Source organism: Streptomyces sp. NPDC090083 (genome assembly GCF_044747445.1).
Taxonomy (GTDB): domain Bacteria; phylum Actinomycetota; class Actinomycetes; order Streptomycetales; family Streptomycetaceae; genus Streptomyces.
The window spans coordinates 493,946-515,873 of the sequence record NZ_JBIVED010000003.1; the positions used below are offsets into that span (position 1 = coordinate 493,946).

17 protein-coding genes are annotated in these 21,928 nt (G+C 71.0%); 16 read left to right on the forward strand and 1 reads right to left on the reverse strand.

Annotated features, from left to right (window positions below):
• The first annotated feature begins 246 nt into the window (after positions 1 to 246).
• The 14 genes from ACIPTO_RS13230 to ACIPTO_RS13295 all read left to right on the forward strand — a co-directional run bounded on the left by ACIPTO_RS13230 (position 247) and on the right by ACIPTO_RS13295 (position 20,129).
• Positions 247 to 4,278, forward strand: a complete 4,032-nt coding sequence (locus tag ACIPTO_RS13230) for an Rne/Rng family ribonuclease (RefSeq protein WP_401191380.1) — start codon at positions 247 to 249, stop codon at positions 4,276 to 4,278.
• A 230-nt stretch (positions 4,279 to 4,508) separates the two neighbouring features.
• Positions 4,509 to 4,829, forward strand: a complete 321-nt coding sequence (rplU, locus tag ACIPTO_RS13235) for a 50S ribosomal protein L21 (protein WP_007381993.1) — start codon at positions 4,509 to 4,511, stop codon at positions 4,827 to 4,829.
• 14 nt (positions 4,830 to 4,843) lie between these two features.
• A complete protein-coding gene (gene rpmA, locus ACIPTO_RS13240) occupies positions 4,844 to 5,098 on the forward strand; it encodes a 50S ribosomal protein L27 (protein ID WP_007381992.1) in 255 nt (84 codons plus the stop codon).
• Positions 5,099 to 5,256: 158 nt separating this feature from the next.
• Positions 5,257 to 6,693, forward strand: coding sequence for a GTPase ObgE (gene obgE, locus ACIPTO_RS13245; RefSeq protein ID WP_366313554.1), 1,437 nt, complete (start codon positions 5,257 to 5,259; stop codon positions 6,691 to 6,693).
• Between the two features lie 288 nt (positions 6,694 to 6,981).
• On the forward strand, positions 6,982 to 8,532 hold the full coding sequence (locus tag ACIPTO_RS13250; protein ID WP_401191383.1) for an alkaline phosphatase D family protein: 1,551 nt from the start codon (positions 6,982 to 6,984) through the stop codon (positions 8,530 to 8,532).
• 140 nt (positions 8,533 to 8,672) lie between these two features.
• Positions 8,673 to 9,836 carry a hypothetical protein gene (locus ACIPTO_RS13255; protein ID WP_401191385.1) on the forward strand — a complete coding sequence of 388 codons (1,164 nt, stop codon included), beginning with the start codon at positions 8,673 to 8,675 and terminating at the stop codon, positions 9,834 to 9,836.
• Between the two features lie 148 nt (positions 9,837 to 9,984).
• A complete protein-coding gene (locus ACIPTO_RS13260) occupies positions 9,985 to 11,478 on the forward strand; it encodes a bifunctional cytidylyltransferase/SDR family oxidoreductase (protein WP_366313560.1) in 1,494 nt (497 codons plus the stop codon).
• A 59-nt stretch (positions 11,479 to 11,537) separates the two neighbouring features.
• Positions 11,538 to 13,613, forward strand: a complete 2,076-nt coding sequence (locus ACIPTO_RS13265) for a hypothetical protein (protein ID WP_401191387.1) — start codon at positions 11,538 to 11,540, stop codon at positions 13,611 to 13,613.
• Positions 13,614 to 13,798: 185 nt separating this feature from the next.
• Entirely contained in the window at positions 13,799 to 15,004 is a 1,206-nt protein-coding gene (locus ACIPTO_RS13270; RefSeq protein ID WP_401191388.1) for a glycosyltransferase family 2 protein, read from the forward strand.
• Between the two features lie 133 nt (positions 15,005 to 15,137).
• Positions 15,138 to 16,244 (forward strand): glutamate 5-kinase, encoded by a 1,107-nt coding sequence (proB, locus tag ACIPTO_RS13275; protein ID WP_366314469.1) that lies wholly within the window; start codon positions 15,138 to 15,140, stop codon positions 16,242 to 16,244.
• 139 nt (positions 16,245 to 16,383) lie between these two features.
• Positions 16,384 to 16,851 carry a hypothetical protein gene (locus ACIPTO_RS13280; RefSeq protein ID WP_401191390.1) on the forward strand — a complete coding sequence of 156 codons (468 nt, stop codon included), beginning with the start codon at positions 16,384 to 16,386 and terminating at the stop codon, positions 16,849 to 16,851.
• Positions 16,852 to 16,933: 82 nt separating this feature from the next.
• On the forward strand, positions 16,934 to 18,220 hold the full coding sequence (locus tag ACIPTO_RS13285; RefSeq protein WP_401191392.1) for a glutamate-5-semialdehyde dehydrogenase: 1,287 nt from the start codon (positions 16,934 to 16,936) through the stop codon (positions 18,218 to 18,220).
• A gap of 119 nt (positions 18,221 to 18,339) precedes the next feature.
• Positions 18,340 to 18,921 (forward strand): hypothetical protein, encoded by a 582-nt coding sequence (locus ACIPTO_RS13290; RefSeq protein ID WP_401191394.1) that lies wholly within the window; start codon positions 18,340 to 18,342, stop codon positions 18,919 to 18,921.
• Between the two features lie 89 nt (positions 18,922 to 19,010).
• The gene (locus tag ACIPTO_RS13295; RefSeq protein WP_401191396.1) at positions 19,011 to 20,129 is read left to right on the forward strand and encodes a hypothetical protein; all 1,119 of its coding nucleotides are present in this window, start codon (positions 19,011 to 19,013) and stop codon (positions 20,127 to 20,129) included.
• A gap of 66 nt (positions 20,130 to 20,195) precedes the next feature.
• On the opposite strand, the gene ACIPTO_RS13300 is transcribed toward ACIPTO_RS13295, so the two are convergent.
• On the reverse strand, positions 20,196 to 21,317 hold the full coding sequence (locus ACIPTO_RS13300) for a M48 family metallopeptidase (RefSeq protein WP_366313572.1): 1,122 nt from the start codon (positions 21,315 to 21,317) through the stop codon (positions 20,196 to 20,198).
• Positions 21,318 to 21,418: 101 nt separating this feature from the next.
• Between ACIPTO_RS13300 and ACIPTO_RS13305 the strand changes: the two genes are divergently transcribed.
• Both ACIPTO_RS13305 and ACIPTO_RS13310 read left to right on the forward strand, forming a co-directional pair.
• Positions 21,419 to 21,580 carry a hypothetical protein gene (locus tag ACIPTO_RS13305; RefSeq protein WP_019063257.1) on the forward strand — a complete coding sequence of 54 codons (162 nt, stop codon included), beginning with the start codon at positions 21,419 to 21,421 and terminating at the stop codon, positions 21,578 to 21,580.
• 131 nt (positions 21,581 to 21,711) lie between these two features.
• Positions 21,712 to 21,873: a hypothetical protein gene (locus tag ACIPTO_RS13310; RefSeq protein ID WP_328831469.1), complete on the forward strand. Its 162-nt coding sequence runs from the start codon at positions 21,712 to 21,714 to the stop codon at positions 21,871 to 21,873.
• Positions 21,874 to 21,928 lie beyond the last annotated feature (55 nt).

Genomic DNA, 21,928 nt, shown 5'->3' on the forward strand with positions numbered 1-21,928 from the left:
GACGGACGTCGTAGCGCAGCCCTCGGACTCGGGAGCCACCTGGGTCGGGCGGCGCACCGACCACAAGACTTTCGCCAGGCCGTCCGCATCTGGGCGTACGGAACCGGCGAGACAGGACACAGAGAGCTCCCGTGCGGCGCCCGCGCCCCGGACGGCGGCACCGCGCAACGCGCGAGCCGCGGACGTCACCGGCATCCATGCCGGGCCAGGCGCGGCGCCCGGGAGCCTGACGGGAGAAACGCCCGCATGCTCGAACCGACCGAACCCGCAGAGGGTTCCGAACTGAACAGCCCGAGCGACACGCTGCCGCCGCGCCGCAGGCGCCGCGCCGCGTCTCGCCCAGCGGGACCGCCGACCGCCGCCGAGGGCGCGGTCGAGAACAGCGCTCCGGCCATAGCGGCCGAGGTGAGCGCCGCAGAAGAGAAGAGCGGGGCCGACGAGAGCGTCGTGGCCCCCGCTGCCGCTCAGCCACCGGTTGCGGACGAGGCGGCGCCCGCCGGGCGCCCGCGTCGGCGTGCCACTCGCCGGGCGTCTGCGCCCGCCGGTGCGCCCGAGGCGAGCGAGGTGCCCGAGGCGGCCGAGATCGTGGTGCCGGCCGTTGCCGCGCCCGCCGCCGTGGAGGAGGAGGCGCCGGCCGTCGCGTCCGACGAGGACGCCGCGCCGAAGCGCAGCCGCCGTCGTGCCACCCGCCGGGTGACCGCGCCGGAGACCGTCGCGCCCGAGGCCGTCGCACCGGCCGCCGTGACCGAGCCGGAGCCGGTGGCGGAGCCCGCCGCCGAGCCCGTCGTCGCCGAGGCGCCCGCTGTCGTGGAGGAAGCGACCGGCGCGCCCGCCGGGCGTACGCGCCGGCGTGCCACGCGCCGGGTGTCCGCGCCCGCCGGTGCGCCCGAGGCCGCCGTCGAGACCGCCGAGGTCGCCGAGGCTGCCGGGAGTGTCGAACCCGCCGCAGTGACCGAAGAAGTGACCGAAGGTTCCGCCGCCGCCGCGTCCGACGAGGATGCCGGGCCGCGTCGGAGCCGTCGTCGCGCCACGCGCCGTGTGTCCGCGCCTGCCGGGACGCCCGTGGGCGAGGAGGCCCCTGTGAACGACGAGACCAGCACGGAGACCAAGGCGGACGCCGAGCCGGCCGAGGAGACCGCCCCGCGCCGTCGCCGCCGGGCCGTGCGGACCGCCGCCGGAGGGTTCTCCGCGCCCGCGCCCAAGAACGGGAACGCCGCCGAGGAGGAGGACGGCCCGCGCCGGCCCCGCAGGCCCGCCGTGGCCGTGTTCCAGGCGCCCGTCTTCACCGAGCCGATGTTCCAGACGCCGGAGCGCGCCGCCGCTGCCGCTGCCGCCGAGGCCGTGGAGGACGACGAGGAAGAGGTCGTCGCCGTGGCGGAGCCCGCCGTGGTCGAGGCCGTCGAGGAGGAGACCGGCGGTCGCCGTCGGCGTCGTCGCCGGGGTGCCGCCTTCGAGGCCGAGCCCGAGGCGCCCGCCGCCGCCGTCGAGGCCGTCGTCGTGGAGGAGGAGCCCGAAGAGGCCGACGAGGCCGAGGATTCCGCCGACGGTGACGAGGCCGAGGAGACCGGTTCGCGCCGTCGCCGCCGTCGCGGTGGCCGGCGTCGTCGCCGTGGCGAGTCCGCCACCGGTGAGGACGAGGGCGAGGACGGCGAGGAGTACGCCGAGCAGGCCGCGCAGGACACCGCCGAGCAGGTCGAGGAGGACGCCGAGGAGGCGGACGACGACCAGGGCGGTTCCGGGTCGAGCAGCAGCCGTCGCCGCCGTCGCCGGCGTCGTCGCGCCGGTGACTCGGGCGGCGACAGCGAGTCGAACGCGTCGTCGGACGACCCCGAGCGCACCGTCGTCAAGGTCCGCGAGCCGCGCGCCAAGAAGGACGACCACCCCAGCGACGAGGTGCAGTCCATCAAGGGCTCCACGCGTCTTGAGGCCAAGAAGCAGCGCCGCCGTGAAGGCCGCGAGCAGGGCCGCCGCCGCGTCCCGATCATCACCGAGGCGGAGTTCCTGGCCCGCCGCGAGGCCGTCGAGCGCGTGATGGTCGTCCGGCAGACCGGCGAGCGCACGCAGATCGGCGTCCTGGAGGACGGCGTGCTCGTCGAGCACTACGTCAACAAGGAGCAGTCGACCTCGTACGTCGGCAACGTCTACCTGGGCAAGGTCCAGAACGTGCTGCCCTCCATGGAGGCCGCGTTCATCGACATCGGCAAGGGGCGCAACGCCGTCCTGTACGCCGGTGAGGTCAACTTCGAGGCGCTCGGCATGGCCAACGGGCCGCGCCGCATCGAGTCCGCCCTGAAGTCCGGCCAGTCGGTCCTCGTGCAGGTCACCAAGGACCCGATCGGGCACAAGGGCGCACGTCTGACCAGCCAGGTCTCCCTGCCGGGGCGGTACCTCGTGTACGTCCCCGAGGGCTCGATGACCGGCATCAGCCGCAAGCTGCCCGACACCGAGCGGGCCCGGCTGAAGACCATCCTCAAGAAGATCGTCCCCGAGGACGCGGGCGTCATCGTGCGCACCGCCGCCGAGGGCGCGAGCGAGGACGAGCTGCGCCGTGACGTCGAACGCCTCCAGGCGCAGTGGGAGGACATCCAGAAGAAGTCGAAGAGCGGCAACGCGCCGACGCTGCTGTACGGCGAGCCGGACATGACCGTCCGTGTCGTGCGCGACATCTTCAACGAGGACTTCACCAAGGTCATCGTCAGCGGCGACGAGGCGTGGGACACCATCCACGGCTATGTCGCGCACGTCGCCCCCGACCTCGCCGACCGGCTCTCCCGCTGGACCTCCGAGGTCGACGTCTTCGCGACGTACCGCATCGACGAGCAGCTGATGAAGGCGCTGGACCGCAAGGTCTGGCTGCCGAGCGGCGGTTCGCTGGTCATCGACAAGACCGAAGCGATGATCGTGATCGACGTCAACACCGGCAAGTTCACCGGTCAGGGCGGCAACCTCGAAGAGACCGTGACCAGGAACAACCTGGAGGCGGCCGAGGAGATCGTGCGCCAGCTGCGGCTGCGCGACCTGGGCGGCATCGTCGTCATCGACTTCATCGACATGGTCCTGGAGTCCAACCGGGACCTGGTCCTGCGCCGGCTGCTCGAATGCCTCGGGCGCGACCGCACGAAGCACCAGGTCGCCGAGGTCACCTCGCTGGGCCTGGTCCAGATGACCCGCAAGCGCGTCGGCCAGGGCCTGCTGGAGTCCTTCTCCGAGACCTGCGTCCACTGCAACGGCCGCGGTGTCATCGTGCACATGGAGCAGCCCACCTCGGCCGGTGGCGGCGGCAAGCGCAAGCGGCGCGGGCGCGGTGGTGACGGACAGGCGCACGACAGCCACGACGGTCACGACACGCACGAGCACGAGCACGACGTGGTCGACGACGAGGTCGAGACCGAGGCGGAGGTGGCGGCCGAGGTCGCCACGCCGGTTCCGTTCACCGAGTCCCCCTCGGCGAAGCCGCAGGCGGACACCTTCCGGCCCGACGAGGACCTGTACAGCAGCGCCGCCGAGGCGGAGGCCGCGGCCACCCGTGGTGGGCGTTCGCGGCGCCGGACGAGCCGGCGGGCGTCGGCTCCGGCCGGTGCGCCGCGGGGCGAGCGGCAGTCGCGCGAGGTGCGTGAGGAGGCCGAGCCGGCCGCCGTCGCGCAGGCCGAGCCGGTCGCCGTGGAGGACCCGGTGGTCGAGGCTCCGGCGGTCGAGGAGACCCCGGCGCCGGTCGTCGAGGCTCCCGTGGCCGACAATGCCGCGCCCAAGGGGCGTACGCGCCGTCGTGCGACCCGCAAGGCGACCGCGCCCGCCGGGTCTCCGGCCGGGTCTGAGGAGGCCGCCGTGGTGACGGTGACCGAGGCGCCCGCTCCGGTGGTCGTCGAGGCGCCCGTGCCCGCCGAGCAGCCCGAGCCCGAGGCGCCCGCCGAGAGCGCGGCTCCGGCCCGCCCGAGGCGTCGTGCCGTGCGCAAGGCCACCGCGCCGACCGCGTCCGAGGAGGCGGCCGTGACGGTCGTACCGTCGGCCGCGGCGGAGGCACCGGTCGCCGAGGCCGATGTCGCATCCGATGTCGAGGCCGCGCCTCCGGTCAAGAAGACGGCCGCTCGCAAGGCCGCCAAGAAGGCCCCGGCGAAGAAGGCGGTCGCCAAGAAGACGGCGGCCACCAAGACCGCGGCCAAGAAGACGGCCGCGAAGAAGACGACGGCCAAGAAGGCCGCCAAGACCACGTCGAAGAAGACCGCGGCGGCGGAGCGGACGAGCCCGTCCTCCGTCACCGCCTCCACCGACGAGGGCTGAACCCAGGGAGGGTGCGGCCGGTCCGTGTGACCGGTCGCACACCTCCAGGGGCCCGGTTTGACCCGTTCGGCTGCGGCCCCGTAACCTTGACCGTCGGCGTGTCCACAGGTGACACGCCACATCCCCGTAAACCTCTTCCTCCCGGGCGTGTTCCGCCGGGAGAGGCCGTCTGCTCCGCAGGGCGGCTGGACTGCGGGGGTGCCGTCCCAGAGCGAGAGAGTGAGATCCGCGTGTACGCCATCGTGCGCAGCGGTGGTCGCCAGCACAAGGTTGCTGTCGGCGACATCGTTGAGGTTGACAAGATTTCCACTGCCAAGGTTGGCGACACGGTCGAGCTCTCGACCCTGCTCGTTGTCGACGGCGACGCTGTGACCAGCGACCCGTGGGTGCTGGCCGGCATCAAGGTCCAGGCCGAGGTCGTGGACCACCACAAGGGCGTCAAGATCGACATCCTTCGCTACAAGAACAAGACCGGCTACCGCCGTCGTCAGGGCCACCGCCAGCAGTACACGGCGATCAAGGTCACTGAGATCCCCGCGGCTGCGAAGTAAGGGACTGAGGAGACATGGCACACAAGAAGGGCGCATCGTCCACCCGGAACGGTCGCGACTCCAATGCCCAGCGGCTCGGCGTGAAGCGCTTCGGCGGTCAGGTCGTCAACGCTGGTGAGATCCTGGTCCGCCAGCGCGGCACCCACTTCCACCCCGGTGCGGGCGTCGGCCGTGGCGGCGACGACACGCTGTTCGCGCTGAACGCCGGTGCGGTGGAGTTCGGTACGCACCGTGGCCGCAAGGTCGTGAACATCGTTCCGGTCGCCTGAAGCATCAGGTAACTGATTCAGGCAGCTGATCGGAAGCTTTCGCGAGGCGGACCTCACTTCCCTTCCGGGAAGCGGGTCCGCCTTTCGCGTGTTTCTACTGGTAGCAGTACGTGGCTGCACCCCCAAGACTTTCTTGTACGTAACTGGAGGCACATCCCATGACCACCTTCGTGGACCGCGTCGAGCTGCATGTCGCCGCGGGTAACGGAGGCCACGGCTGTGCCTCCGTCCACCGTGAGAAGTTCAAGCCGCTCGGCGGCCCGGACGGCGGCAACGGCGGACGCGGCGGCGACGTCATCCTCGTCGTCGACCAGTCCGTGACCACGCTGCTCGACTACCACCACTCCCCGCACCGCAAGGCCACCAACGGCAAGCCCGGCGAGGGCGGCAACCGCTCCGGCAAGGACGGCCAGGACCTGGTCCTGCCGGTGCCGGACGGCACGGTCGTCCTGGACCGCGCGGGCAACGTGCTCGCCGACCTGGTCGGCCAGGGCACCTCGTACGTCGCCGCGCAGGGCGGCCGGGGCGGCCTCGGCAACGCGGCGCTGGCCTCGGCCCGCCGCAAGGCCCCGGGTTTCGCGCTCCTGGGCGTCCCCGGTGACCTCCAGGACATCGTCCTCGAACTGAAGACGGTCGCCGACGTGGCCCTGGTCGGCTACCCGAGCGCCGGCAAGTCCTCGCTGATCTCCGTGCTGAGCGCGGCCAAGCCGAAGATCGCCGACTACCCCTTCACGACCCTGGTCCCGAACCTCGGCGTGGTGACGGCGGGCGAGACGGTCTACACGATCGCCGACGTCCCCGGCCTCATCCCCGGCGCGAGCCAGGGCAAGGGCCTCGGCCTGGAGTTCCTGCGCCACGTCGAGCGGTGCAGCGTGCTCGTGCACGTCCTGGACACCGCGACGCTGGAGTCCGAGCGCGACCCGGTCTCCGACCTCGACACGATCGAGGAGGAGCTGAAGCAGTACGGCGGCCTCGACCGGCGTCCGCGCATGGTCGTCCTGAACAAGATCGACGTTCCGGACGGCAAGGACCTGGCCGAGATGGTGCGCCCCGACCTGGAGGCGCGCGGCTACCGCGTCTTCGAGATCTCGGCGGTCGCGCACACGGGACTGCGTGAACTGTCGTTCGCCATCGCGGAGTTCGTCGCCGCGTCGCGTGCCGCGAAGCCGAAGGAGGAGGCGACCCGGATCGTCATCCGCCCGAAGGCCGTCGACGACAGCGGCTTCACGGTCGTGCAGGAGGAGGACGGTCTCTTCCGCGTGCGCGGCGAGAAGCCCGAACGCTGGGTCCGCCAGACCGACTTCAGCAACGACGAGGCCGTGGGCTACCTCGCCGACCGGCTCAACCGTCTCGGTGTCGAGGACGCGCTGATGAAGGCGGGCGCGCGCTCCGGCGACGGCGTCGCGATCGGCCCCGAGGACAACGCGGTCGTCTTCGACTGGGAGCCGACCGTCATGGCCGGTGCGGAGATGCTGGGCCGGCGTGGTGAGGACCACCGCTTCGAGGCCCCGCGCCCGGCGGCGCAGCGGCGTCGTGACAACCAGGCCGAGCGGGACGAGGCGGCGCAGGAGTTCGACGACTTCAAGCCCTTCTGACCGACCCGCGCGTCACGCCTTTCTGACCGATCCGCGGCTTCATCCCCTCCTTCCCTCCCGGCCGGCCCGTCCGGGAGGGCGCCGGTGCCCGGCCGTTCGGCCGTTCGGCGTGAAGATCATTCGGCGGCGTGACCAAAGTGGCCGAGACCCGTTGCTTCCGGAGTAACGGGTCTCTTGCTGTGCGCTCATTTGTCATGGACGCGATACTTACTGTTCAACAGGTGGGACTCCGCGCACTGTGAGGCTTCCAAGTGACCCAAGAGGCCAACGTCGCAAGGGAGTTCACCGATGACCGGAGCCGTATCACCCGATCGACGACGTTTTCTCGCGGCCGGCGCGGCGGTGCTCGGGGCCGCCGCCTCCGCCCAGCTCTGGCTGCCGACCTCGGCCCGGGCTGCCGAAACCCCGCTCCCCGACGGTGTGTTCAGCCTCGGCGTCTCCTCCGGCGACCCGCTGCCCGACGGCATCGTGCTGTGGACGCGGCTCGCCCCGGACCCGCTGAACGGCGGCGGGATGCCCGACCGCGTGGTCCCCGTGGAGTGGGAACTCGCCGAGGACGCCCGGTTCAGAAAGACCCTGCGCCGCGGGATCGCCCCCGCCCGGCCCGAGTTCGGGCACAGCGTCCACGTGGACGTGCGGGGACTGCGGCCCGGCCGCGAGTACTGGTACCGCTTCCGCACCAGCGGCCAGCTCTCCGCCACCGGCCGCACCCGCACCGCGCCGCACGCGACCAGCTCCGGCGGCCGGCTCCGCGTCGCGCTCGCCTCCTGCCAGAACTGGCAGAACGGCTACTTCACGCCGTACGCCGACATGCTGGCCCAGGACCCCGACTTCGTGCTCTTCGTCGGTGACTACATCTACGAGTCGGCGCCCTCGAACGCCGGGCCGCGCCGGCACGAGGGGACCGGGGAGCCGTACAGCCTGGTGCAGTACCGCAACCGGTACGCGCAGTACCGCAGCGACCCCGATCTGCTGGCCATGCACGCCCACACTCCCTGGGTGGTGACCTTCGACGACCACGAGGTCGACAACGACTGGGCCGGAGAGGTCCCGCAGGACCCCGACAAGCAGTCGCACGACGCGTTCGTGGCGCGGCTGACGGCGGCCTTCCAGGCGTACTACGAGCACATGCCGGTGCGCGCGAGCGCCGTACCGAACGGGCCGCACATCCAGATGTACCGGCGGCTCGAATTCGGCCGCCTGATGCGCCTGAACGTCCTCGACACCCGGCAGTTCCGCAGCGACCAGGCGACCACGCAGGCCGGTGCCGAGGACCCGGCGATGACGATGATGGGCGCCGAACAGAAGGCATGGCTGCTCAAGGGGCTGAAGCACTCGCCCGCGCGCTGGAACGTCATCGCCTCGCAGATCATGATGGCCGAGACGGACATCCTGCTCGGCCCGGGCAAGGAGTGGTTCTACGACGCCTGGGACGGCTACCAGGCCGAGCGCAACGCGCTGCTGGAGGACTTCACGTCTGTCCGCAACCCCCTGGTGCTCAGCGGCGACCGCCACCTCACGATGATCAGCGACCTCAAGGAGGACTTCGCCGATCCGGACTCCGACGTCGTCGGCGCCGAGTTCGTGGGGACGTCGATCTCCAGCAACGGCGACCAGGACCAGGCCGCCTTCCACGCCCAGTGGGACCCGCTGATGGCGGACAACCCGCACTGGAAGGTGATCGACGCCCACCGCGGCTACCACCTGTTCGACATCCGCAAGGACGGCGTCGACGCGAAGGTGAGAGTCGTGGACACCGTGCTCAGGCCCACGGCGACCCCGAGCACGTACGCCTCGCTCCGGGTGGAGTCGGACGACCCGGGCGTCAGCGTCGTATAGAGGCACGGGTGCTGGTGTCGGTGTCGGTGTCGGTGCCGTTGGGATGAGCGTGAACCCTGTGTGACGGGAGCCTGGGACTCATCTGTGTCCCAGGCTCCTCTCAGGTCAAACTCAGGAACAACTCTTACCGTCCGTTAACCATGGAGACGGATTGTATTAAGGAAGCGCTGCCCGTCGGGACCCGGCTGCTGCACATCGGACCGCACAAGACCGGGACCACCGCCATCCAGGGCGCGCTGTTCGCCGCGAAGGACACGATGCCCGCGCACGGCGTCGACTTCCCCGCGCACAGCAGGCACCCGATGGAGGCGGCCCTCGCCGCCTGCGCCCGGCCCGCGATGATGGGCGACACCGTGCCCACCGACAAGCACTGGACGCGCCTCCTCGACGCCGTGCACGCCACCGGCGGACGCACCTCGGTGATCAGCAGCGAGTTCTTCGCCGACGCCCAGGACGACGAGACCCTCGCCAGGATCGTGGAACAGCTCGGCGGCGAGCGCGTGCACGTCCTGATCACCCTGCGCCCGCTGGCGAGGGTCATGCCCTCGCAGTGGCAGCAGTACGTGCAGAACGGCCTGCGCATGGGCTACGGCGACTGGCTGGAGCACATGCTGCGCAAGGCGCCGTACGAGCAGCCCAACCCCAGCTTCTGGCGGCGGCACCGGCACGACCGGCTGGTCGAGCGGTGGGCCCGGGCCGTGGGCCCCGAGCGGGTCACCGTCGTCGTGGTCGACGACAGCGACCGGGACGGACTGCTGCGCACCTTCGAGGCGCTGCTCGGACTGCCCGCCGATCTGCTGCGGCCGGTGCCGGACGCGGCGAACCGTTCCCTCACCCTCGCCGAGACCGAAATGCTGCGGAAGCTGAACGTGGAATTCCGCGGGAATGGACTCCCCGACGAGCTGTATTCCAAGCTCGTGCGCAACGGCGCGGTCATGCATATGAAGAATGCGTGCAGCCCGACTCCGCGGGACGTGAAGATCACCACGCCGCAATGGGCCGTCGAGGCGGCGGGCGCGATCGGCGCCGAGATGGCCGCGACGATCACCGCCGCGGGCGTCCGGGTCGTCGGCGACACGGCACTGCTCTCGGCCGTACCGGAGGCGGCGGAGAAGGCGCCCGGGGAGCCGCGGATCGCGCCCGAGGTCGCCGCGCAGGCGCTCTACGGGGCGCTCGCGGCGGCGGCCTCGGCGCCCGTGCGGCACTCCGCGCCGGCGAAGGCGCGGACCGTTCACCAGACGTCGTCGAAGGAACTCGTGCGTGTTCTCGGACACCGTTGTCTGAAGCGGTTGCGCCGCCGCTGAACGTGTCATCGCCCGGTCACCGGCAGTGCAAGATGAATGACAGGTGTCGCGCACCTATGCGGCGGAGGTCACTCGCCTTGCACTGCGGTAACCGCGAGTGGGACCATTTGCGAGTTCCCCGTTGTCCCGAGGTAGGTCAAGGTCACCTGTGTCGCACATAGCCAAGCCCCGCACCACCGCAGTGATCCTGGCCGGCGGTACCGGCCAGCGGGTGGGTCTCTCGATCCCCAAGCAGCTGCTGAAGATCGCCGGCAAGGCAGTCATCGAGCACACCCTGACCACCTTCGAGAACGCCGACTCGATCGACGACATCATCGTGCTGATGGCTCCGGGTTACGTCCCGGACATCGAGAAGATCGTCGCCAAGGCCGGCTTCAAGAAGGTCACCCGGATCATCGAGGGCGGCTCGACGAGGAACGAGACCACCGAGCGCGCCATCGCCGCCCTCGGTGAGGGCCTGGCCGAGGGCGAGGACCGCAATGTCCTGTTCCACGACGCCGTGCGCCCCCTGCTCTCGCGGCGCGTGATCGACGACTGCGTGGTGGCCCTGGAGCGCTTCCAGGCCGTGGACGTGGCCATCCCGTCCGCCGACACCATCATCGTGACCCGCACCCACGGCGACGACGGCGAGTTCATCACCGAGATCCCGGACCGCTCCCGGCTGCGCCGCGGCCAGACGCCCCAGGCGTTCAAGCTGTCCACGATCCGCCGCGCCTACGAGGTCGCGGCCGGCGACCCCAACTTCCAGGCCACGGACGACTGTTCGGTCGTGCTCAAGTACCTGCCGGACGTGCCGATCCACGTCGTCGCGGGCGACGAGTACAACATGAAGGTCACCCAGCCCGTCGACGTCTTCATCGCCGACAAGCTCTTCCAGCTCGCCTCCACCGCCGCGCCCGAGCAGGTCGACGAGGCCGCCTACCGCGAGCTGCTCACCGGCAAGACCCTGGTCGTCTTCGGCGGCTCCTACGGCATCGGCAAGGACATCGCCGAGGTCGCCGAGGGCTACGGCGCCACGGTGTACGCGCTGGGCCGCTCGACCACCGGCACGCACGTCGAGAACCCCGAGGAGGTCGACGACGCGCTGTCCAAGGCGTACGGCGAGACCGGGCGCATCGACTACGTCATCAACACCGCGGGCGTGCTGCGCATCGGCAAGCTGGCCGAGACGGACAACGCGACGATCGAGGAGGCGCTGAAGGTCAACTACCTGGCGCCCGTGCAGATCGCCCGTTCCGCGTACAAGTACCTGGCCGAGACCAAGGGCCAGCTGCTGCTCTACACCTCCAGCAGCTACACGCGCGGTCGCGCCGAGTACAGCCTGTACTCCTCGACCAAGGCCGCGATGGTCAACCTCACGCAGGCCCTGTCGGACGAGTGGGCCGCCGACGGCATCCGGGTGAACTGCATCAACCCGGAGCGCACCGCCACCCCCATGCGCACCAAGGCCTTCGGCCAGGAGCCCACCGGCACGCTGCTGTCCTCCGAGGCCGTGGCCCGCACCTCGCTCGACGTGCTGCTGTCCGAGCTGACCGGCCATGTCATCGACGTCCGCCAGCAGGACCCGACGGCCGGCGCGGCCAGGGCCTCCGGCTTCGAGGCCGCCCTCGCCTCGGTCCTGGACGTCCAGGACGGCGTTTAATCAAGCCTGACTCTGAGCTCCCGGTAAATTACTCGAAACCCCCAAGAGCAGGTTTATCAGTGATTTCCACCGCTATTCGCGTGGCCAGGGTGGGCAGCGCGGCTGAGCTGGCCGCCGCCGTCCTCATGATCCTGGGATACCCGGCCCTCATGCTGGCCGCCCTCGTCCCGAGCGTGCCCGCCTTCGCCGCCGCGGCCGTCGTCACCTATGTCGCGGACCACTACCTCCACCGCCAGTCCAGCTACCTGATCAACCGCCTCAGCAAGGTCAGGGCGGGCCTCTCCATCCGCTTCCTGATCCGCCAGCTCCTGCTGATCCTGCTGCTGGCCCGCATGGACCTCTCCGACAACCTCATCTTCTACGGCGCCATCGCCTGCTTCATCGCCTTCTACGGCCTCCAGGCCCCGCACGGCGCGGTCGTCACCCTGATCCGCAACCGCCGCCGGATGCCGGTCGCCACCCGCAACGTCGACCTCGGCGCGCGCATCCGCATCCCGGACGCCCCCAGGTTCGGCCTGCTGGAGCGCTCCGCCGAGAAGATGCTCCACCTCGACCTCTTCGCCGTCGTGGGCCTGCTGATCTCGGCCCAGCTCGACTCGGCCGTCGCGGGCTTCATCGGCATCGGCATCACCCTGGTCCTGGGCAGCCTCTACGTCCTCGCGCTGCTGCCGTACATAAGGGGTACGAAGATCCCGCCGACGGCCCAGGTCATCCTCGCCGCCGTCGACGACTGGCTGCGCGAGTACAAGCCGCAGACGGTGCTCTACTTCTCCGGCTCCAAGGACTCGGCGTACCAGGTCAACATGTGGCTGGAGACCATGGAGGAGCTGGACACCCGGCCGCTCGTCCTGCTCCGTGAGCGCGTGATACTGCAGAACCTCGCCCCGACCAAGGCCCCGGTCGTCTGCGTGCCCGGCGGTGTGCACCTGATGAACATGGACCTGTCGACCGTGCGCGTCGCGCTCTACGCGGCCAACGTCGGCAAGAACATCCACCTGCTCCGCGTCCCCACCATGAAGCACGTCTTCATCGGCCACGGCGACAGCGACAAGCTGGCCAGCGTCAACCCGTTCAGCAAGGTCTACGACGAGGTGTGGACCGCCGGCCGCGCGGGCCGCGACCGCTACGCCATCGCCGACGTCGGTGTCCGCGACGACGACATCGTCGAGGTCGGCCGCCCCCAGCTCGCCCCCATCCAGACCTGGCGGGGCGTCCCCGACGACCGTATCCCCACGGTCCTCTACGCGCCCACCTGGGAGGGCTGGGACAACGACCCCGGCAACACCTCCCTGCTGCTGGCCGGCGAGAACATCGTGAAGAAGCTGCTCAAGGCCGACCCGCCGGTGCGGGTGCTGTACAAGCCGCACCCCTTCACCGGCACCGTCAGCTCCGCGGCCGGCTCCGCGCACCGCAAGGTCATCGCCCTCGTCGAGAAGGCCGCCGCCCAGCGCGCGACCGACCCGCGCTTCCAGGCCGACGCGGCCGTCCAGACGAAGGCCAAGGCCGACCTGGCCCGCATCGAGGCCCGGATCGCCGAGCTGACCGGCGGCGTCGACAAGGGCGACGAGGCCGAGATGACCCGGGACGGCGTGGTCGACCTGGCCAAGTACGAGGAGCTCGCCCGGCTGCGCGCCGAGTGGAACACCGCGTACTGGAACTCCTTCGGCACCTTCGAGCACCGCGTCATCGCGGGCCCCGAACCGCGCCTGTACGACTGCTTCAACGTCTCCGACGCGATGGTCTCCGACATCTCCAGCGTGGTCTCCGACTTCATCGCGAGCGGCAAGCCGTACGCGGTCACGGACTCCGCGCAGCTGGGCGTCGAGGAGTTCAAGCGGCAGAACACCGCGGTGCGCGCGGCCGTGATCCTCTCCAACAAGGCGACGGAACTGGGCGAGTTGCTCGCCGCGTTCCGCACCCCGGAGGCCGACCCGCTGGCCGAGGACCGCAAGGAACTCAAGGAGTACCTGCTCGGCCCGGACGAGCCCACGTCGATCGAGCAGTTCAACGCGGCCGTCCGCGACCTCGCGGTCACGTCCGAGACGCGGAACATCGGCCAGGAACGGGCGGCGGCGAGCGGAGAGCCGACGAGCCCGACCGAGGCGCAGCTGTCGGCGGACCCCACGGTCGGCTGACCGGAGGCGGCTCTCGGCCAGGATTTGGTCAAGAAGGGCCCGGTTTCCGAGGAGTGATCCTCGAAAACCGGGCCCTTCTGCGTATCCCCTGCTGACGGGAAGGCAACCTGCCGGTGCCTCCGCCCGTCTTCCAGTCGGCGATCCAGTGAATACGGGGAGAACGCCCCGTGGACGAAGGGGGACGCGTGACCGTGCCACAGCCTGATGTGACCGTGGTCATCGGGGCGTACGAGGCGATGCCCTACCTGGTCGAGTGCCTGCGCTCGGTCGAGGCGCAGACCCTGGACCCGGCCCGGATCGAGGTCGTGGCCGTCGACGACGGCTCGACGGACGGCACGGGGGAGTACCTGGAGGAGTTCGCGGCCCGCGCCGCGGCCCACGTCACCGTGATCCGCCAGGAGAACTCCGGCGGCCCCAGCTCCCCGCGCAACGTCGGCCTCGGCAAGGCGAGCGGGCGCTACGTCTTCTTCCTCGACGCCGACGACCGGCTGGCGCCCGAGGCGCTGGAGCGGATGGTCGCGATGGCCGACCGCAACGGCACGGACGTCGTGCTCGGCCGGGTCGAGGGCATCAACCGGGTCCCGCCCAGGGCCGCGTGGGTCGAGACCCTGGAGCGCACCGACGTCTTCCACTCCAACGTCAAGTTCACGCTGAGCGCCCAGAAGCTGTTCCGGCGGGCGCTGCTGGAGCGGCACAGCATGCGGTTCGACGAGTCGCTGTTCACCGGCGAGGACGCGCTGTTCACGATGGAGGCGTATCTCCGGGCCGACGGTGTCTCCGTGATCGCCGATCACACCTGCTACTACCTGGTGGGCCGGGACGACGGCAAACACGTGACGAAGAGCGGGAGTTACACCCTCCGCTTCGACTCCGCGCGTGCCCTGATGAACCTCATCGCGGAGATGGTCCCGCCGGGGGTCGAGCGCGACAAGCTGATGGTCCGGCCGTTCCTGGTGACCCTGCTCCCGCAGTTCGGCCCCAAGTACGCGAAGGACAGCGAACAGGTGCGGCGCCACAAGTTCGAGCTGGCGAAGCCGCTGATGGCCGCCCACTGGACGGACGAGGTGGCCGTGCGCCTCAAGGTCGACGAGCGGCTCCGGCTGCGGCTGGTCGCCCAGGAGCGCCCCGAACTCCTGCTGGACGTCGTCGAGTTCATCAAGGCGAAGAAGCGGCCCGAGGCGGTGGTGGAGAAGCGGGGGAGGCGGGTGTACCTGGCGTATCCCCACTTCCGGTCCGGCGAGGCCGGGCTGCCGGACTCCGTCTACCTGGCCGAACCCCGCGAGGCGCGTGCGGTGAAGGGATACCGGGAGGGTGGAGCGGGTGCCTTCCTGCGCCGGGTGGCGCGGAAAGCACGCCGCCTGCGGACCGGCGGAGGCGCCCCGCGCCGCTGAGGACGGCCGGCACCCGAGACCCGGCCCCGCTGTCCGCGACCTGGACGAACGTGCGCGGGGCAACCCGGTTCGCGTAGATTGCCACCCCGACCTACCCGAGGGGACCGCGCACGTGGCAGGGGCAAGGCAGGCCGTGACCGAGGCCCGCAGGATCGTCGTCAAGGTGGGTTCCTCCTCGCTGACCACCGCCGCGGGCGGACTGGACGCCGACCGGGTCGACGCCCTCGTGGACGTCCTCGCCAAGAGCCGCGGCGGGGGAGAGAAAGAGGTCGTCCTCGTCTCCTCCGGCGCCATCGCCGCCGGCCTCGCCCCGCTGGGACTGCGCCGCCGCCCCAAGGACCTCGCCCGGCAGCAGGCCGCCGCCAGCGTCGGCCAGGGACTCCTCGTCGCCCGCTACACCGCCTCCTTCGCCCGCTACGGCATCCGCGTCGGCCAGGTGCTGCTCACCTCCGACGACATGAGCCGCCGCTCGCACCACCGCAACGCCTCCCGCACCCTCGACAAGCTCCTCGCGATGGGCGCCCTCCCGATCGTCAACGAGAACGACACGGTCGCCACCGACGAGATCCGCTTCGGCGACAACGACCGCCTCGCCGCCCTCGTCGCCCACCTCGTCCACGCCGACCTGCTGGTCCTCCTCTCCGACATCGACGGCGTCTACGACGGCGACCCGAGCAGGCCCGGCACCTCGCGGATAGCGGAGGTCAGGGGCCCGCAGGATCTCGCGCACGTCGAGATCGGCAGCGCGGGCAAGGCGGGCGTCGGCACCGGCGGCATGGTCACCAAGGTCGAGGCGGCCCGTATCGCCGCCGCCGCCGGTATCCCCGTCGTGCTGACCAGCGCGGTCCACGCGGCCGACGCGCTGACCGGCGGCGACACGGGGACGTACTTCCACGCCACCGGAAAGCGGTCCGCGGACCGGCTGCTGTGGTTGCAGCACGCGTCCACCCCGCAGGGCTCGCTGACCCTCGACGACGGTGCCGTGCGCGCGGTCGTGCAGCGCCGGATGTCGCTGCTGCCGGCCGGGATCGCCGCGGTCGAGGGCGAGTTCAGCGCGGGCGATCCCGTCGAGCTGCGGGACGGCGCGGGGCAGGCGGTGGCCCGGGGGCTCGTCAACTTCGACGCCAAGGAGATCCCCCAGCTGATCGGCCGCTCCACCAGGGAACTGGCGCGGGAGCTGGGACCGTCGTACGAGAGGGAAGTCGTACACAGGGACGACCTGGTGATCCTGCACCCGTAAAACAACCGAAACGTCCGCCTCCCCGCGGTGGACCTTCCGTAAAAGGGCCACGCGGACGGCTTCGGCCTGCTCAACTTTGTCTCGGGGACAAAGTCCGCGCGAGCACACCGCAGCTCGACCATTGCGTAAGGAGGCCGTCGTGAGACGAGTGCGCCCTGGGGCGGCGGCGTCCCGCGGTGGTACCACCTCCCGCGCGCCCGGCGAGGAGCGCACGCTGACGAGCGTCGCGCCCGGCGCCCGGTACGAGGGCGAGGAACCCGCGTACCTGCCCCGGCTGTGGCACGTCACCCTCAGCGTCTCCGGCGACGAGGCCCCGCTGAAGGAGGTCCGGCGCGGCCTGGAACAGCTCGCCCACGACCACCCCTTCCTGCTGACCAGCCGCTACGCCAACGACCACGCGGAGATCCGCTACTGGGAAGAGGCCCGCGACCTGCACGACGCCGCCGCCGTCGCGCTGCGCCTGTGGGGCGAGCACCGCCAGACCGCGAAGCTGCCCCCGTGGGAGATCGTCGGCCTGGAGGTCATCGACCGCGAGACCTACCACCAGCGCATCTCCGAGGGGTACGGCCCGCTGCCCGCGACCCCCGTCGGCGTCCATCCGTTCTGAGTCCGCTTCGGACCCTTCTGGGCGTGTCTCGCGCTGTGGGATAGCCGGTGGACGCCTCCGCCCGGCGCACTACCCTTCCCTCATGACCACGCTCTCGCCGTACGACGCCATGTCCCCGGTCACGCAGGCCGCCTACCGCGCCAAGTCCGCCGCCGCCGACCTCGCGCCGCTCCCGCGCGCCGAGAAGGACGACGCGCTGCTCGCCATCGCGGACGCGCTGGAGGTCCGGACGAGCGAGATCGTCGAGGCCAACGCCAAGGACATCGCCAAGGCCCGCGCGGCCGGCACCAGCGAGGCCATCATCGACCGGCTGACGCTCACGCCGGAGCGCGTGCGGGCCATCGCCTCGGACGTGCGGGACGTCGTCGCGCTGCCCGACCCGGTCGGCGAGGTCGTCCGCGGCTCGACCCTCCCGAACGGCATCGACCTGCGCCAGGTCCGCGTCCCCCTCGGCGTCGTCGGCATCATCTACGAGGCCCGCCCGAACGTCACCGTGGACGCCGCCGCCCTCTGCCTCAAGTCCGGCAACGCGGTCCTCCTGCGCGGCTCCGCCTCCGCCTACGAGTCCAACACCGCCCTCGTGCGCGTCATCCGCGACGCCGTCGGCGGCGCCGGACTCCCCGCCGACGCCGTGCAGTTGGTGCCCGGCGAGAACCGCGAGAGCGTCCGCGAGCTGATGCGCGCCCGGGGCCTGGTCGACGTGCTCATCCCGCGCGGCGGCGCCTCCCTGATCCAGACCGTCGTCAGCGAGTCGACCGTCCCCGTGATCGAGACCGGCGTCGGCAACTGCCACGTCTACGTCGACGCCGACGCCGACCTCGACATGGCGATCGACATCCTGATCAACTCCAAGGCCCAGCGACCCAGCGTCTGCAACGCCGCCGAGACCCTCCTCGTCCACCAGGACATCGCCCCCGAGTTCCTGCCGCGCGCCCTGGACGCCCTCGCCGAGGCGGGTGTCACCGTCCACGCCGACGAACGCGTCCTCGCCTACGCCAAGGACTCCCGGGCCACCGTCGTCGAGGCCACCCCGGAGGACTGGGACACCGAGTACCTCTCCTACGACATCGCCGCCGCCGTCGTCGACTCCCTCGACAAGGCCGTCCAGCACATCCGGCTGTGGAGCTCCGGCCACACCGAGGCGATCGTCACCACCTCCCAGCAGGCCGCCCGCCGTTTCACCCAGCTGGTCGACTCCACCACCGTCGCCGTGAACGCCTCCACGCGCTTCACGGACGGCAGCCAGTTCGGCTTCGGCGCCGAGATCGGGATCTCCACCCAGAAGCTGCACGCGCGGGGCCCGATGGGCCTGCCGGAGCTGACGAGCACCAAGTACATCGTCACGGGCGACGGCCACGTCCGCCGCTGAGGACACCCGTCCGGCATATGCGCGGGGCATACGGCGACGTCCTGGCCGAGACGTCTCACCCAGCGGATGAATTTCCGGACCGTCTGCCCAAATTGACCCCCCAGGTCTACTCTGGAGAGGTGCCGGAGGACGTGGGGGGCACGCCGTTCCCTGACGGCTCGGAGCCCGACGACGACCACGACCGCGGAATGTCGGACGAAGAGTTCGCATCCGTGGTGTTCGACGAGGCCTTCGTACAGGCGGCCGCGGTACACGAGCCGACCGCCGTCGAACGCCTTCTGGCGGCCGCGCAGGCCCGGGCCGAGGCCTCCGAGGCCGAAGCCCGCCGCGCGCAGCACGGCAGACGCGCACGAGGCGACGACGACTCCTTCGAAGACGTCTACGGACGCGAATTCGGCCATGATCCGGAACTCGACGACCTCGACGACGCCGACCTCGCCGACGGCCGCTACGGCGCCCCCGGGACCTACGGCAAACAGGTCCGCTGGCACCGCCCCGTCGCCTGGCTGCTCGCCGTCGTGATGGGCATCGGCATGGTCGCGCTGGCCTTCTCGGCGGTCTACCGGGGCGGCTCCTCGGGCGGCCGTGACCGCGTCCCGCCCCCCGCCTCCACCGGGGTGGAACAGGGCACGGCGACGGCTCCCTCCGCTTCCGCCGACAACTCCCGGCCACCGCTGTCCGCCGCCCCGCGCACGCCCTGAGCGACCTGTGGCGGACTCGGTGAGAACCTGTCAGAACTTGTCGTGTAGCAGGGCGTTTACCTGAGGCTCCAGAGACCTACTCTGAAAGTATGGGCGGTCCAGGAGACCCACCTGAGGGGACGTCCGAGGGCGCTTCCGGTGGTGGTGAGGACGAGTACCGATCCGTCGTCTTCGACGAGTCGTTCGTCCGCGCTGCCCGCCTCCAGGAGTTCTCCGCGCAGGAGCGCATGGCCGACCACGCGCCCGCCGTCCGCCGCCGCCCGACCCTGCGCCGCGGTCTCTCCCGCCAGGCCCTGATCCTCGTCATGCTGGTCGCGGTCGCCTTCGGCACCGCGATCTACATGGGCGTACGGCACCCCTACACCACCCCGACGGCCCAGCAGCCCGCCGAGCCGCTGCGGATGACCGTCATACCGCTGTCCCCGCAGGGCAAGGTCCCGGGGGCGGCCGACGCCGAGTACCTCTACGCGCACAGCCCCGCCGCGCAGTTCGGCATCGGCGGCGAGGGCGTGCCGCTGCCGGCCGCGCGACGCACCGCGCACTTCTCGGACAGCCAGGTCATCGCCGCCCTGAGCACCGCCAAGGACTTCATCGTGGAGTCCTCGCTCTATCCGGCCGTCCTCACCGGCGCGCAGATCCGCCCGGCGCGTGTCCTGGTCGACCCGGACCAACTCGACCAGTTCGACCAGAGCTTCGAGCACCCGACCGCCGACGGCCGGCACGAGCCCACCGGATGGCTGGTTCGCTTCGACCCCGCACGCGTCCAGCTCGCCGACCGGAAGATCCGCGTCCAGGGCACTCTCGAAGCCACCGAGGCCGACTCCTCCACCCTGGAGGTCACCGCCGACGGAACCTTCGTCTACGCGCTACGGCCCACCGACTCGGCGGCCCCCGCGTCGGCGTCGGCCTCGGCGTCGGCCTCCGCCGGCTCCGGCGCCCAGGCCCAGGTGTCCCTGTTCACCGTCCGCCGCGAACTGCGCTTCCGCTTCGACCGCGACGACCTGCGCATGCACCAGGCCCAGGTCATCGTCTCCTCCGTCCAGGCCGGGCCCCTGTCCTGCGCCGACGACTCCGTGACCTACCTCCGCCCCCTGCTCGCCGGACAGACCGCCAAGGCGGGCGGCCCGGCGGGCACGGACCCCTACGCGACGAGCGGGGCGACGGCGCTGTGCGGGACGCTGGCGGCGGGGGCGCAGCCGAAGGTGTGAGTTTCCTGAGTTCTCACCACCCGCACCGTCGGCTGCGCGGCCGTCGTACGTGAGACGGGCCGGTCCTCAGTCCCGCGGCGGTGTGCCGTCCGAGGGCGGCTGCTCCGTGCCGTTGGTGCCCGAGGGCCGCTCGTCCTGCGGGGCGGAGCCGGTGAAGCCGCCGAAGCCGCGCCTGACCCGGCCGCCCAGGTCGCCCGCACCGCCCGCGAAGTCGCTGACCAGCTTCATCAGCGGGTCCTTGGAGCTCTTGACGTTGCTGGCGTAGCTCGCCGCCGACTCGCGGAACGAGTCCGTGACCGAGGTGTCCTTGTCCTCGCTGCGCCGCGGGTAGTGGCCGTCCATGATCCGCTGGTGGTCGCGGGACTCGGCCCACTTCTTCAGCTCGGCCGCGCGCACGGTGGTGAAGGGGTGGGAGCGGGGCAGCACGTTCAGGATCTTCAGGACCGAGTCGCGGAGGTCGCCGCCGGACTCGAACTCCTCGGCCTGCTTGAGGAAGGCGTCCACGTTCATCTCGTGCAGGTGGTTGCCGCCGGCGATCTTCATCAGGCCGCGCATCGAGGCCCGAAGGTCCTGGCCGACCAGCAGTCCCGCGCGGTCGGCGGACAGCTCCGACTTGCGGAACCACTCGCGCAGCGCCGTCACGATCGCCAGGATCGCGAGGTTGCCCAGCGGGATCCAGGCGACCTTCAGGGCGAGGTTGGTGAGGAACAGCAGGATCGTGCGGTACACGGAGTGGCCGGACAGGGCGTGGCCCACCTCGTGGCCCACGACCGCCCGCATCTCCTCCTCGTCGAGCAGCTCGACCAGGCCGGTGGTGACGACGATGATCGGCTCGTCCAGGCCGATGCACATCGCGTTGGGCTGCGGGTCCTGGGTGACGTACATCGGCGGGACCTTCTCCAGGTCCAGGATGTAACAGGCGTCCCGCAGCATGTCGTTGAGGTGCGCGAACTGCTGGTCCGACACGCGCACCGAGTCGGACAGGAACAGCAGCCGCAGACTGCGCTCGGGAAGCAGCCCGCTGAGCGCCTTGAACACCGTGTCGAACCCGGTCAGCTTGCGCAGCGCCACCAGGGCGGAGCGGTCGGCCGGGTGCTCGTACGCACGCGAGGAGATCCCCGGGAAGCGCCTGCGCTGCCTGCTCGGTACGTGCTCGTGCCCGTTCTGCTCGTGGCCGTCTTCGGACATGTGGTCCCCCAAGTGCGTGTGTGTGCCCTGAGTGCCCCCGAAGCAGACCCCAGCCTAGGCGGAGATACCGTGGACGGGCAGTACAGCGAAGGAGTCAACGCATGGAGCCCCATTCCGCAGCCGCCTGGCTCGCAGAGGCCGCGAACGCGGCCCCCCGGCAAGGGTCGGGGGACCTGCTCAAGGTCGTACTGATCGTCATGTTCCTCGGCTGCATCCTGACCGCGTGGTTCCTGCTGCGCGGGTACAAACAGAAGGACGACTGAGGCGCCCGTCGAGTTCCCGGCCGGAGCACCGGGCGCGTTCCCAATGGCGGAGTCGGCGTGATCGCCGCGGGGACGCCCGATTACCATGGGCCGACATCTTTATCCCGCCCACACCGGATAGGTCTGCTGAGATGAGCTTCCACGGCACCGCTGCCCAGTTGGTCACCCTTGCCGCCGAGGGGGAGGGCGGAGGCAATCACGAGAGCCTCCAGCCGATCATCACCGGTGGCGGCGCGTTCATCGTCCTGATGCTGCTGCTGTGGATCACCACCCGTTTCAACCGCGACCGCTGAGGTCCGTCGGCCGGACGGGTCACGGGGGCTTCACACCGGGCCGGTAGGGTCTGCT